The organism is Phenylobacterium sp. SCN 70-31 (genome assembly GCF_001724605.1).
In the GTDB taxonomy this organism is placed as follows: domain Bacteria; phylum Pseudomonadota; class Alphaproteobacteria; order Caulobacterales; family Caulobacteraceae; genus Phenylobacterium.
On sequence record NZ_MEEX01000023.1, the window covers coordinates 63921 to 74993 of the forward strand.

An 11073-nucleotide genomic window follows, 5' to 3' on the forward strand; every position below is an offset into this window, starting at 1 on the left:
AGGAGACCTGCAAAAGGGGTCCTGAAGCCAGAAGACGGGAGGATATGGATGCCGCGCGCCCATAATGGACATGTGGAGATCGAGTATCGGACCTTCGGCGACGGCCAGCCGGAGACGATTCTGCTGGTGAACGGCCTGGGGTCGCAGATGACCCGCTGGCCCGAAGCCTTCTGCGAACGCCTCGCATCGCGTGGCTTCCGCGTGATCCGCTACGACAATCGCGACACCGGCCTCTCCACCTGGTTCGGCGACGAGGATCGCTACGTGCTGGCGGACATGGCCCGCGATGGGATCGCCGTGCTGGACGCCGCCGGCGTGGACCGCGCCCACATCGCTGGTGTCTCCATGGGCGGGATGATCGTGCAGCGGATCGCCCTGGACCATCCGGGCCGCGTGCTGTCGATGACGTCGATCATGTCGGCGCCCTATGGCTCGGTCTCCTCCACGCCCGAGGCCGCCGCGGTTCTGAACACGCCGGCGCCCGATCCGGAGGCCGACTTCGAGGCCTTCGTCGCGCACGGCATGAAGAACGCCCGCGTCATCGGCAGCCCGGGCTACCCCTGGACCGACGACGAGCTTCGGACGCGGGTCGAAAGCGATTACCGCAGGGCCTTCAACCCCACGGGCGTGATCCGCCAGCGTCGCGCCATCGGCGCCGACGGCGACCGCACCGAGGCCCTGCGCAAGCTGGCCACGCCCACCGTCGTGCTGCACGGGACCGACGACCCGCTGGTGCAGCTCAAGGACGGCGAGGCCACCGCGGCCGCCATCCCCGGCGCGGAGCTGCGCGTGATTCCCGGCATGGGCCACGACCTGCCGCCCGGCCTTTACGACACCTTCATCGAGGCCATCACCGCCGCGGCCGTCCGCGCCGGAACGAAGGCCTGATCCGACCAGACATCATCCGAGACGAGGACACCATGGGACGACTTTCCGGCCGCACGGCCGTCATCACCGGCGCGGCCAGCGGCATCGGCCGCGCGGCCGCCAAGCTGTTCGCCGCCGAGGGCGCGCGCCTGGTCATCGCCGACAAGGCCGACGCCGTGTCCGAGACCGCCGAAGCGGTGAAGGCGGCCGGCGGCCAGGCCGTCGCCGTCGTCGGGGACGCCGGCGAGGACGCCTTCGTGAAGGGACTGGTCGACCGCGCCCAGGCGGATTTCGGCGGCCTTGACGTATTCTGGGCCAACGCCGGCATCTCGGGCGGCTTCGCCCCCCTGCACGAGCAGACCGCCGACTACTGGGCCGAGATCCTGCGGGTGAACCTGATCGGCGCGTTCCTGGGTGTGAAGCACGCCTCGGAGGTGATGATCCCGCGCGGCAAGGGTTCGATCATCTGCACGGCCTCGGTGGCGGGGATCCGCTCGGGCGCCGGCGGTTCGGCCTATTCGGCCTCGAAGGCGGGCGTCATCAATCTGGTCCAGACCGCCTGTAACGAGCTGTACGGCACGGGTGTCCGGGTGAACGCCGTGGCGCCGGGCCTGATCGAGACCGGGATGACCAAGCCGATCTTCGATGGCGCGCGCGCCCGCGGCAACGAGGACAAGATCGGCCAGCTCAATCCGACCACCCGCTACGGGCAGCCCGAGGAGATCGCCGCAGCGGCCCTGTTCCTGGCGTCGGACGAGGCGTCCTACGTCAACGGCCAGACCCTGGCGGTCGATGGCGGCCTCTCGACCTCGCACCCCGTGGTTCGCCGCAAGCGGTAGTCCCTTCGCCGCGGCGCCGGCGAGCGGCCTGGAGATGGAGGGCCGCCTCCTCCCTGTCAGGAGGCGATCTTCACCAGCTCGACCCGGCGGTTCTTGGCGCGGCCTGCATCCGAGGCATTGTCGGCCACCGGCCGGTCGGGACCGAAGCCGCGGGACTGCAGCCGGTCGGGCGCGACGCCCAGGCCGACCAGGGCGCCGAGTACGCTGCGCGCACGCGCGGTCGACAGGTCGCGATTGCGCTGGGCGTCGCCCGTGGTGTCTGTGTGCCCCTCGATCGAGAGCTTGAGGGCGGGATCGGCGACCAGGAGCTTGTGGATTTCCTCGAGCACGGGCTGGGCGTCCGCCCGCAGCGTGGCCTTGTCGACATCGAAGTTGATCTGCAGGGCGACCCGGCCGTCCGCGTCGATCGCCTTCTTCATGTCGGACGCGCTGAGCAGGCCGACCGACTGGGCCATGCCCTGCTTCTCCAGCACCACCACATAGCCGTGCAGCGGGAAGGAGCCGGTGCTGATCTCGATCCAGTACTCCTTGCCGTCCGGAGTGCGGACCAGATAGCTGTCATGGCGATAGGCCGGCGCGGGCGCCGCGCCGTAGTTGTGCTTGTCCAGCACGGGACGCCCGCCCGCCGCGTTTATGACGTCGACCGTGTATTGTGCGGTGCTGATCTTCCGGCCGCCCAGGGCCGCGATCAGGTTCTCATAGTTCCTGTGGAATTCGAGTTCCGAATAGGGGCGCTCCTGGGTCAGGCTGAACCGGTCGCGGAAGATGCGCCCCTCGACCAGGGTCGGCTTGGAGCCGACCATGAAGTACTGCGCGTCGAAATTGACGATGCGGTCCTTCTCGCGCACCAGGCTGACGAGCCCGTCGGGCGTTGCGAAGAACGGAAACGGCGGCAGGGTGGCCGTGGTCACCGGCACGCTCTCCGAGGAAAACTCGCCCGGAGGCGCGGGAGTCTCCGATGGGGTGGCGGATGCGGGAACGGGCGCGGGAGCCGCAGCCGGCGCCGCGCTGCCCGACCCCGCGTTGTCTCCCCGGCTGCAGGCCGATGCGCCCGCCATGAGCAGGACCAAGCCTGCGACGATCCACGGGCGACGCATCATGAGCTTCTCACCTGAAAGCGATACGGGCGGCGATCGTAGGCGGAATGAAGCCGCCGGCGCAAACCCGTACACCCGCCCCAATTCGCGCGCCCCAATTCATGCGCGGGGCGCGCACGCGCGCGACGGGTCGGGCGGAAGCCGGGAACGAACGAACCGGCCCAGGCCTGGCGGGGCCTCAGTGCAGAGCGCCTCGACCCCACCGCCAAGGCGGCAAACCTTCGCGCCTGGGGGCGATCCAGCACGCCGCCGCGATCCCGGCGAGGCCGACGACGGCCCCGGCCAAGGCCACCGCCGCCAGCCCGGATCGCTCGAGCCGCATCGGGCCGGGCTCCATCCATTGCACCAGTTCGCGCCGCGGGGCGTCCGAAGCGCCGGTCTCCAGCATCGCGGTCATGATGACAGACTCCGTGTGACGGCAGCCTAACCCGCCTCGACCTCTCTGGTTCCGCCGGGTAGAAGCGCCTTTCAGACCTCTCACGTCATACCTTGCGACCATGGCCGGCCATTCCAAGTTCAAGAACATCATGCACCGCAAGGGCCGCGCCGATTCGGCCCGGTCCAAACTGTTCTCCAAGCTCTCGCGAGAGATCACTGTCGCCGCCAAGTCCGGCCTGCCCGATCCGGCGATGAACGCGCGCCTGCGTCTGGCCGTGGCCAACGCCAAGGCCGAATCGATGCCCAAGGACGTCATCGACCGGGCGATCAAGAAGGCCCAGGGCGGCGACGCCGAAAGCTACGAAGAGATCCGCTACGAGGGCTTCGGCCCCGGCGGCGTCGGCGTGATCGTCGAAGCCCTGACCGACAATCGCAACCGTTCGGCCTCGACCGTTCGGTCAACCTTCACCAAGTGCGGCGGCAACCTGGGCGAAACCGGCTCGGTCTCGTTCATGTGGGATCGCGTGGGTCGCATCATCTACGGTCCCGAGGCAGGGTCCGAGGATGCGGTCATGGAAGCGGCGATCGAGGCCGGCGCCGACGACGTCGAGTCGGACGAGGACGGGCACACCATCTATACCGCCTTCGAACAGCTCTCGGACGTCGCCGGCGCCCTGGAAGCGGCGCTGGGCGAGGCCAAGTCCACCCAGCTCGCCTGGCGCCCCAAGGCGCTGACGCCGCTCGGCGGGGACGCCGTGGCGACCCTGATGAAACTGATCGAGACCCTCGAAGACGACGACGACGTACAGAACGTCTACTCCAACGCCGACATCGCGCCCGAGGACCTGGAGAAGCTGGCCGGCTGATGGCGAAGCCCCCGCCGAACGACGACCCCCAGGTCACCGACCTGGCTCGCTACCGCAAGGCGAAGGCGGCGGCGGCGCGGCGGCCACCGCCCCAATCCAGACCTCGGGAGGCGGGCGGCACGGGAACCGGCCCCAAGGGACCGCGATCGCAGAAGCCGTCGGTGTTGGGCTCGAACCCGCGGGCGGGCCTCATCCTGGCGATCGTCGTCCTGGTGCTGCTGGCCCTCTGGCTCGGACCCCTGCTGTTCTGACATGCCCCCCCTGCCGCCCGACCTGGTCCAGGCTTACCTGATCCCGATCGGGGCGGCCGTGGCGGCCGGCGGGCTCATCGGACTCGAGCGCGAATGGCGCGGCCACCCGGCGGGCCTGCGCACCCACATCCTGGTCTGTCTCGCCTCCACCCTGCTGATGCTGGGCGCCGTCCATCAGATGGGCTGGATGACGGGCACGCCGGAGGCGGCCATCCGCATCGATCCGGTGCGCATGGCCCACGGCGTACTGACAGGCGTCGGTTTCCTTTGCGGCGGGGTCATCTTCCGGCAGGGCCTGTCGGTGCACGGCCTGACGACGGCGGCGTCGCTGTGGATCACCTCGGCTCTCGGCGTGCTGTTCGGCGCCGGCATGCTGACGCTGGGCGCGGCCGGCGCGGCGATCGTCCTGACCGTCCTGGTCGGCCTGCGCTGGGTGGATGCGATCCTGCCGCGCGATCGATTGATGGAGGTCCTGGTCGCTTTCCGCAGAGGCGGTGAGCCGACGGCGCCGGCTTTTCGAGCGCTGCTGGCCGAGTTCGGCGTTCGGCCCGGACGCCTCAGCCACGCATTGTGCGACGACGGCGAGACGGTGGAGTTGGGCGCTCGCCTGCGCCTTCGGGGCGAAGTGGACGGCCACATGCTGGCCGAACGGCTACTCGCCGACACCCGGGTGGTCAGGTTCCAGATCACCCCCCGCAACGATTGAGTCCGCGCCTCGTCGGTAGGCGCCGACGCGGAAACCTCGGTATGGTCGCGCGCTCACCGGGGGAAACGATATGAAACTTGCCGCCAGCTTCGCCGCCGTCCTCGCCGCATTCAGCCTCGCGCCGACCGCCCAGGCGGCCGGGGACTATGTATCCATTGTCCAGGAGATTCCCGTGAACGCGCCGGCCGACACGGCCTGGGCCAGGGTGAAGGGCTACTGCGACATCGGCGCCTGGCTGAAGACGACCTGCGAGATCACGGCCGGCAAGGACGGCGAGGTCGGCGCGCTCCGCAAGATCGCCGGCCGGGTCGAGGAGGTCATCGTCGCCACCACTGCGACGTCCTACACCTATGCCGACATCGACCCGAAGATCCTCTACCACGGCACGATCGAGGTGCGGACGGTGACGCCCGCGACCTCGAAGTTCGTCTACACGCTCTTCTTCGATCAGGCCTCGATCCCCGCCGATCAGCGCGAGGCCAACCGCGCCCGGCGCGCGGCCATGTTCAAGGGCGTGCTGGAGACCATGAAGGCCGCGGCGGAAACCAGGTAGGCGCGCGCCCGGTTCCACCCCGACGGCCGGCGGGCTAGTGTCGCGCCGCAGTGCCGGGGGAGCAAAGCGTCATGCAACGTCGAAAGGTCGATCGCGCCCAGCGCATGCGCGCCCGGCGCATCTGGTGGGAACGCAACGGCGCCTTCGTCCGCGGCGCCCTGGTCGGCAGCGTCGTCACCGCCCTGATCGCCTGGATCCTGCAACTGGTGAACACGCCATAGCCCGGGCCACGCCGCCCTTCGACGCCTCCGACGCCGCCTACGATGCGTGGGCGCGGGCCGAGGTGGCGCGCTGGCGCGCCGGCGTGCTGAAACCGCCGGGACCGCTGGACGTGGCGGCGCGCGGGCTCCAGAGCCAGATCAACCGAATGATCCCCGAGCGGGTCCACGCCGCCGTCACCACGGTGATGGAAGGCCTGACGCGCACCCTGCTCACGGGCGCCGACCTCACCACCGCGCGCGCCCTGGAAGGCGCCTCGATGAAGGAACGCGACCGGCGGGCTTGGGCGGCCATCGACGGTTATCGCGCCACGGCGGCGGTCGAGGGCGGCGTGGCGGGCGCGGGCGGCTTCTGGCTGGCCGTCGCCGATTTCCCCGCGCTGCTGACGATCAAGATCAAGCTCCTGTTCGACCTGGCCGCCATCTACGGCCACGAGGCCGAAGCCTTTTCCGAACGCCTCTACATCCTGGCGCTGTTCCAGCTCGCCTTTTCGGGCGCGGAACACCGGGCGAAGGTGTTCGAAGGGCTGGCGGACTGGGACGGGCGGAGCCATCCGGCCGACTTCGCCGACTTCGACTGGCGCACGTTCCAGCGCGAGTACCGTGACTACATCGACCTGGCGAAACTGGCCCAGCTCATCCCCGTCGTCGGCGCGCCCATCGGAGCGGTGGTGAACTGGCGGCTGCTGGAGCGGCTGGGCGAAACCGCCATGAACGGCTATCGGATGCGTCATCTCGCGCCCTGAGGCCCCGATGCGTCGGTTGCTCGCTCTTCTTCTGCTCTCGGCCCAACCCGCCGCAGCGCAACCCGGGCGGACAGCCATCGGCGACGCCGAAGTCCGCGCCTTCCTCGACCGCCAGGAGGCGCACTGGAACGCCGGCCGGCTCGACAGCTATTTCGCCGGCTTCACCCGCGACGCCACGTTCACCGACCAGGCCTACGTGGGCGGCAAGCCGCCGGCCCCCTACGGGACCAGCACCCGCGCCGAAGCTCAGGCGAACGCCCGACGCGCCTTCGCCCGCAAGCCGTGGCCCCAGGAGGCGGGGCGCGTCTTCAGCCTCCGCCCCGTTCAGGGCGGCGGTGTGCTGGCGACCACGTCGGTGGGTTCGGTCGTCTGGACGGACGGCCGCCCGCGCCGGTTCTGCGCCAGCCGCGAACAGGTCCTGGTCCGCGAGGGCGGCGAACTCCGCGCACGCGGCCGGACCGACACCTTCGTGCGTTGCCGCCGCGGGTGACGGGGGCGGGTGGCGACGCTAACCTCGCCCCATGTTCCGACGCAGTCTCCTCGGCCTCGCCGCCGCCTTCGCCCTGGCCGCCCCCGCCCTTCCCGCGCTGGCGCAGTCATCCGCCGGCGACGCGCCCGCCAACCCCCGCGTCAGGATCGAGACCGCCCACGGGGCCATCGTGGTCGAACTCTATCGCGACAAGGCCCCGATCACGGTCGCCAACTACCTGCGCTACGTCGATCGCGGCCTGTTCAACGGCGCGACCTTCTATCGGGCCTCGCGGCCGCCGGGCTACACGGCGGTCGACTACGGCAGCATCCAGGGCGGCCTCCAGAACGACCCGGCCAAGGTGCTGCCGCCCATCGCCCACGAACCGACGACCCGGACCGGCCTGAAGCACGGCGATGGCACGATCTCCATGGGCCGCCACGCGCCGGGCACGGCGCAGGCCGACTGGTTCATCACCCTGGGCGACATGAGCTACCTCGACGCCGACCCCAAGAACCCGCGGGCCAACCCGGGCTTCGCCGCATTCGGCCAGGTGGTGGAGGGACTCGACGTCGTGAAGACGATCATCGCACTGCCCGTCGATCCCAACCGGGGCGAAGGCGCGATGAAGGGTGAAATGCTGGTCCGGCCCGTCCGGATCACGCGGATCAGCCGCGTCGCCGCGCCCCCGCCTGTACCGGTCGCGCCGCCCGCACCGGTCGCGTCGCCCGCCACGCCACCGGCGGCGACCTCGCAGGCGCCTGCCGCCGCGACGCCGGACGCCGGCGCCTCTCCGCCAGCAGAGGCGTCCGCGCCGAACTGAGGGTCACATCGCCGTCCGGATCCGGTCTCGGCCAGACGGTCGCCGAAGGATGATCATTTTCCCGAACGGGGCCGCAGAAAGCGAAGAAGGCCCCGGAAATTCCGGGGCCTTCGAACAGATCAGACGTCGTATGCCGCTCAGGCGGTGGCGACACCCAGACGGCGGCTGCGCCGAAGGGCGGCGCCGGCGCCGCCGAAGCCCAGGATCATCAGCGCCCAGGTCCCCGGCTCGGGAATGGCGTTGCCGGCGACGATGTAGACGCGGTCCACAAGGAAGTCGCCCGCCGGCGCGGCGCCGGACTTGTAGGTGAACGACGTCTCGTACCAATCGCCCACGGTGATGTTCGCGATGCTGCCGTAGTGCACCCACTGCTGCGGCGTGGAGCCATCGACGTTGAAGGTCGTGAACGCCTGGCCCGCGACCGTCGCCGTGAACGAGGCGTCGCCCGAGTTGTTGAAGCCGTTCAGCGGCACATAGACCGAGAAGCCGATCGTGTAGATGCCCGGATCGAGCCAGACCATCTGCGAGAGCGTTTCGGTGGAGTTGTCCGCCACGAAGTAGGCCGCGTTGTCACCAACCGCATCGGGGCTGGGCGACGAGGAATTGTCCGGCGGGATCGGTTCGCCGAAAGCGCCGCCCGGATAGGCCGCGGTCGAGTTGTAAGGGATGATGACGGCTTGGTGAGCGGGCACGTCGGCGCCCGAACCGCTGTAGGTCCAGGCGAAGCCCAGCGGCGCTTCTTCGAAGCTGCCATTGAGAACGAGATTGGTGGCCGCGTTTGCCGCGCCCCCGAAGGCCAGAGTGGCGACCGCCGCAGCGGCGAAAGCGAAACGCTTCATGTGAATTCCCCGTGTCAATCCGCCGCAATCTACACACTCGCGAAACCATGTTCAGCGGACTCCCCCAGCAGGCGAGTAATTTTGAATCTGTACGAGTCTGGCCCAGGGCCAACCCTCCCGCTAACCTGCACCCATGACCGACGAGAGCGGCAATCCCGACGATGGCTGGAAGCACTCGGGCGTCCGGGTGATCCCGGGCGATCGGCTCGATCCCAACACGGCCCAGACGCCGGGCATGAACCGCGCAACGGCCATCGACCGCGCCCGCGTGGGCGCCCAGAAGCTGTGGGCCGGCACGGTACATATCCACGCGAACGCCAAGACCGGCCCGCACCATCACGGCCCCCTCGAAAGCGTGATCTACATCGTCTCGGGCCGCGCCCGGATGCGGTGGGGCGAGAGGCTGGAGTATGTGGCCGAGGCCGGACCGGGAGACTTCATCTATGTCCCGCCCTACGTGCCGCACCAGGAGATCAACGCCTCGTCCGACGAGGTCCTCTCCTGCGTGCTGGTGCGCTCCGACTCCGAGGCGGTGGTCGTGAACCTCGACATCGATCCCGCCGAAGCGCCCGAGGGCGTGGCCTGGATCGATCCCATCCATAGGCCCTGAGAGCCCCTGTCCCCGCCACGCGACGCCGCCCTTCGCCCGGCGGGCAAGTCAACCTATCTGTGGCCGATGAGCTCCGCCGACGTGCGCCCCGCGCCGCCCCCCAACAATCTCGTGGGCTTCGCCCTCGTGGCGCTGTTCCTCGTCCTGGGCGCGGCCCTGGCCTACGCCCCCGAAGGTCGCACGCCCCTGACCTTCGCCTTCGTGCTGACCGGCTGGATCCTGGCGGTGATGGCGCACGAATTCGGACATGCGGGCGTCGCCTGGCTCGCGGGCGACCATACGGTGCGCGACAAGGGCTACCTGGCGTTCGATCCCCGCCGCTACGGCGACGTGGGAACCAGTCTGGTCATCCCGCTCATCGCCCTGGCCCTGGGCGGCATCGGCTTCCCGGGCGGCGCGGTCTACCTGCGCCACGACCTGATGCGCGGCCCCGGGTGGCGGGCCGCGGCCTCCCTGGCGGGGCCAGGCGCCACGCTGGTCGTCCTGCTGCTCCTGGCCCTGCTCCTGAACCTTACCACCGGCGCCGGCGGCGGCCCGCTCCACGCCGCCGTGGCGATGCTGGCGTTCCTCCAGGCCATGGCGCTCATCCTCAACCTCCTGCCGCTGCCCGGGCTGGACGGCTTCAATGCGATCCGGCCCTTCCTGCCGGACCGCTGGGAACCGGCCCTGCGCAAGGCCGACGCGCTGGCGCTGGTGATCCTGCTGGCCGCCGTGTTCCTCGTCCCCGGCTTCAGCCGCCTGCTGTTCGGCGGGGCCGCCAGCCTGGCCCACGCCCTGGGCGTGCCCCTGCCTGCGATGCAGGCCGGCTGGGACGCCTTCTTCTTCTGGAAGTGACCGCCGCGGCCGTGCGGCCGCCTTCACGCACTCTTCACCATTCCCACCGATCCGTGGTTCCGGCATTCTCGGAACGTACGATGAACAAGCCGATTCGAATCCTGGGGCTCGACCCCGGCCTCCGCCGCACCGGCTGGGGGGTGATCGCCTGCGAAGGCGCGCGGCTCGTCCATGTGGCCCACGGCGTCATCGCGCCCCGCGACAGCCTCCCCTTCGCCGAGCGGCTCCACACCCTCTTCGTCGAGATCGAGGCGGTGGTCGCAGCCCACGCCCCCGACGAGGCGGCGGTGGAGGAGACCTTCATGAACAGCAACGCCCGGTCGGCTCTGAAACTGGGCCACGCCCGCGCCATGGCCCTCGTCGTGCCCGCCCGCGCCGGCCTGCCGGTGGCGGAATACGCCGCGACGGTGGTCAAGAAGGCGGTCGTCGGGACCGGCGGCGCCGACAAGGCCCAGGTCGGCTGGATGATCGCCCGCCTGCTGCCCACCGCCGGCAAGACCGCCGTGGACGCCGCCGACGCCCTGGCCGTCGCCATCGCCCACGCCCACGCCCGAACCGCACGCCGGGTGGCGTAAACCCCACGGACCGGCCGCCCTCGCGCCGGACAGGCCCGGACGCAGGTCGCTCACACAGGGTTGTTGCCGGAAAGGCCGTTGGCTGGGGAACTAGGACTCGAACCTAGAATGACGGTACCAAAAACCGCAGTGTTACCATTACACCATTCCCCAGCAGGAACGGTCGCCAGAGGGGCAGGCCCCTCGGGAGCGGGGGAAATAGCGCAGCGTGCGGGCCGATGCAACGCCCCTGAGCGCGGCCCGGACACCCCAGGCCAGAGGGCCGCTTGCGAGGCCCGAAACCCTCCTCTATAAGGCGCGCCTCCAAGTCGGAGTGTGGCTCAGTCTGGTAGAGCACCGCGTTCGGGACGCGGGGGTCGCAGGTTCAAATCCTGCCACTCCGACCAACAAGTCTTCTGGGGT

The 11073-nt window shown here is 70.0% G+C and carries 16 protein-coding genes and 2 tRNA genes; 14 read left to right on the forward strand and 4 right to left on the reverse strand.

Annotated elements, in window-relative coordinates; all coding sequences use genetic code 11:
• Nucleotides 1-48: 48 nt before the first annotated feature.
• Together ABS78_RS16585 and ABS78_RS16590 are read left to right on the forward strand one after the other, a co-directional pair.
• Nucleotides 49-888: an alpha/beta hydrolase gene (locus tag ABS78_RS16585; protein WP_293381748.1), complete on the forward strand. Its 840-nt coding sequence runs from the start codon at nt 49-51 to the stop codon at nt 886-888.
• Between the two features lie 32 nt (nt 889-920).
• Nucleotides 921-1706: an SDR family NAD(P)-dependent oxidoreductase gene (locus ABS78_RS16590; protein ID WP_293381751.1), complete on the forward strand. Its 786-nt coding sequence runs from the start codon at nt 921-923 to the stop codon at nt 1704-1706.
• A gap of 56 nt (nt 1707-1762) precedes the next feature.
• Here ABS78_RS16590 and ABS78_RS16595 read toward each other — a convergent pair whose 3' ends face one another.
• Both ABS78_RS16595 and ABS78_RS16600 read right to left on the reverse strand, forming a co-directional pair.
• Entirely contained in the window at nt 1763-2617 is an 855-nt protein-coding gene (locus tag ABS78_RS16595; RefSeq protein WP_293381754.1) for an OmpA family protein, read from the reverse strand.
• Between the two features lie 364 nt (nt 2618-2981).
• A complete protein-coding gene (locus ABS78_RS16600; RefSeq protein WP_293381757.1) occupies nt 2982-3200 on the reverse strand; it encodes a hypothetical protein in 219 nt (72 codons plus the stop codon).
• Between the two features lie 100 nt (nt 3201-3300).
• Here ABS78_RS16600 and ABS78_RS16605 point away from each other — a divergent pair, with 100 nt between their 5' ends.
• From ABS78_RS16605 to ABS78_RS16640, 8 genes are all read left to right on the forward strand, one after another.
• Nucleotides 3301-4047 (forward strand): YebC/PmpR family DNA-binding transcriptional regulator, encoded by a 747-nt coding sequence (locus tag ABS78_RS16605; protein ID WP_293381760.1) that lies wholly within the window; start codon nt 3301-3303, stop codon nt 4045-4047.
• The gene (locus ABS78_RS16610; protein WP_293381763.1) at nt 4047-4298 is read left to right on the forward strand and encodes a hypothetical protein; all 252 of its coding nucleotides are present in this window, start codon (nt 4047-4049) and stop codon (nt 4296-4298) included. The genes ABS78_RS16605 and ABS78_RS16610 overlap by 1 nt, the downstream gene beginning before the upstream one ends.
• Nucleotide 4299: 1 nt before the next feature.
• Nucleotides 4300-5004, forward strand: coding sequence for an MgtC/SapB family protein (locus ABS78_RS16615; protein ID WP_293381766.1), 705 nt, complete (start codon nt 4300-4302; stop codon nt 5002-5004).
• 70 nt (nt 5005-5074) lie between these two features.
• The gene (locus tag ABS78_RS16620; protein WP_293381769.1) at nt 5075-5557 is read left to right on the forward strand and encodes an SRPBCC family protein; all 483 of its coding nucleotides are present in this window, start codon (nt 5075-5077) and stop codon (nt 5555-5557) included.
• 71 nt (nt 5558-5628) lie between these two features.
• Nucleotides 5629-5778, forward strand: coding sequence for a hypothetical protein (locus tag ABS78_RS16625; RefSeq protein ID WP_293381772.1), 150 nt, complete (start codon nt 5629-5631; stop codon nt 5776-5778).
• A gap of 62 nt (nt 5779-5840) precedes the next feature.
• Nucleotides 5841-6521 carry an EcsC family protein gene (locus ABS78_RS16630; protein WP_293381775.1) on the forward strand — a complete coding sequence of 227 codons (681 nt, stop codon included), beginning with the start codon at nt 5841-5843 and terminating at the stop codon, nt 6519-6521.
• 7 nt (nt 6522-6528) lie between these two features.
• Complete coding sequence (locus tag ABS78_RS16635; RefSeq protein ID WP_293381778.1) at nt 6529-7011, forward strand: hypothetical protein; 483 nt, start codon at nt 6529-6531, stop codon at nt 7009-7011.
• A 31-nt stretch (nt 7012-7042) separates the two neighbouring features.
• A complete protein-coding gene (locus ABS78_RS16640) occupies nt 7043-7813 on the forward strand; it encodes a peptidylprolyl isomerase (RefSeq protein WP_293381781.1) in 771 nt (256 codons plus the stop codon).
• Between the two features lie 137 nt (nt 7814-7950).
• Here the strand turns inward: ABS78_RS16640 and ABS78_RS16645 are convergent, their stop codons facing one another.
• Nucleotides 7951-8652, reverse strand: a complete 702-nt coding sequence (locus ABS78_RS16645) for a PEPxxWA-CTERM sorting domain-containing protein (protein ID WP_293381784.1) — start codon at nt 8650-8652, stop codon at nt 7951-7953.
• Nucleotides 8653-8785: 133 nt separating this feature from the next.
• On the opposite strand from ABS78_RS16645, the gene ABS78_RS16650 reads away from it, so the two are divergent.
• From ABS78_RS16650 to ruvC, 3 genes are all read left to right on the forward strand, one after another.
• Complete coding sequence (locus ABS78_RS16650; protein WP_293381787.1) at nt 8786-9262, forward strand: cupin domain-containing protein; 477 nt, start codon at nt 8786-8788, stop codon at nt 9260-9262.
• Nucleotides 9263-9328: 66 nt separating this feature from the next.
• A complete protein-coding gene (locus ABS78_RS16655; protein ID WP_293381790.1) occupies nt 9329-10096 on the forward strand; it encodes a site-2 protease family protein in 768 nt (255 codons plus the stop codon).
• 80 nt (nt 10097-10176) lie between these two features.
• Nucleotides 10177-10671, forward strand: coding sequence for a crossover junction endodeoxyribonuclease RuvC (gene ruvC, locus ABS78_RS16660; RefSeq protein WP_293381793.1), 495 nt, complete (start codon nt 10177-10179; stop codon nt 10669-10671).
• A 79-nt stretch (nt 10672-10750) separates the two neighbouring features.
• Here ruvC and ABS78_RS16665 read toward each other — a convergent pair.
• Nucleotides 10751-10824: transfer RNA gene (locus tag ABS78_RS16665), tRNA-Gln, on the reverse strand.
• 156 nt (nt 10825-10980) lie between these two features.
• Between ABS78_RS16665 and ABS78_RS16670 the strand changes: the two genes are divergently transcribed.
• Nucleotides 10981-11057: transfer RNA gene (locus tag ABS78_RS16670), tRNA-Pro, on the forward strand.
• Nucleotides 11058-11073 lie beyond the last annotated feature (16 nt).

What these genes read in the sequence shown, in the direction of transcription:
- ABS78_RS16585 (WP_293381748.1), top strand. Translation starts at nt 49, where the DNA reads ATGCCGCGCGCCCATAATGGACATGTGGAGATCGAGTATCGGACCTTC.
- ABS78_RS16590 (WP_293381751.1), top strand. Translation starts at nt 921, where the DNA reads ATGGGACGACTTTCCGGCCGCACGGCCGTCATCACCGGCGCGGCCAGC.
- ABS78_RS16600 (WP_293381757.1), bottom strand. Translation starts at nt 3,200, where the DNA reads ATGACCGCGATGCTGGAGACCGGCGCTTCGGACGCCCCGCGGCGCGAA.
- ABS78_RS16605 (WP_293381760.1), top strand. Translation starts at nt 3,301, where the DNA reads ATGGCCGGCCATTCCAAGTTCAAGAACATCATGCACCGCAAGGGCCGC.
- ABS78_RS16610 (WP_293381763.1), top strand. Translation starts at nt 4,047, where the DNA reads ATGGCGAAGCCCCCGCCGAACGACGACCCCCAGGTCACCGACCTGGCT.
- ABS78_RS16615 (WP_293381766.1), top strand. Translation starts at nt 4,300, where the DNA reads ATGCCCCCCCTGCCGCCCGACCTGGTCCAGGCTTACCTGATCCCGATC.
- ABS78_RS16620 (WP_293381769.1), top strand. Translation starts at nt 5,075, where the DNA reads ATGAAACTTGCCGCCAGCTTCGCCGCCGTCCTCGCCGCATTCAGCCTC.
- ABS78_RS16625 (WP_293381772.1), top strand. Translation starts at nt 5,629, where the DNA reads ATGCAACGTCGAAAGGTCGATCGCGCCCAGCGCATGCGCGCCCGGCGC.
- ABS78_RS16635 (WP_293381778.1), top strand. Translation starts at nt 6,529, where the DNA reads ATGCGTCGGTTGCTCGCTCTTCTTCTGCTCTCGGCCCAACCCGCCGCA.
- ABS78_RS16640 (WP_293381781.1), top strand. Translation starts at nt 7,043, where the DNA reads ATGTTCCGACGCAGTCTCCTCGGCCTCGCCGCCGCCTTCGCCCTGGCC.
- ABS78_RS16645 (WP_293381784.1), bottom strand. Translation starts at nt 8,652, where the DNA reads ATGAAGCGTTTCGCTTTCGCCGCTGCGGCGGTCGCCACTCTGGCCTTC.
- ABS78_RS16650 (WP_293381787.1), top strand. Translation starts at nt 8,786, where the DNA reads ATGACCGACGAGAGCGGCAATCCCGACGATGGCTGGAAGCACTCGGGC.
- ABS78_RS16655 (WP_293381790.1), top strand. Translation starts at nt 9,329, where the DNA reads ATGAGCTCCGCCGACGTGCGCCCCGCGCCGCCCCCCAACAATCTCGTG.
- ruvC (WP_293381793.1), top strand. Translation starts at nt 10,177, where the DNA reads ATGAACAAGCCGATTCGAATCCTGGGGCTCGACCCCGGCCTCCGCCGC.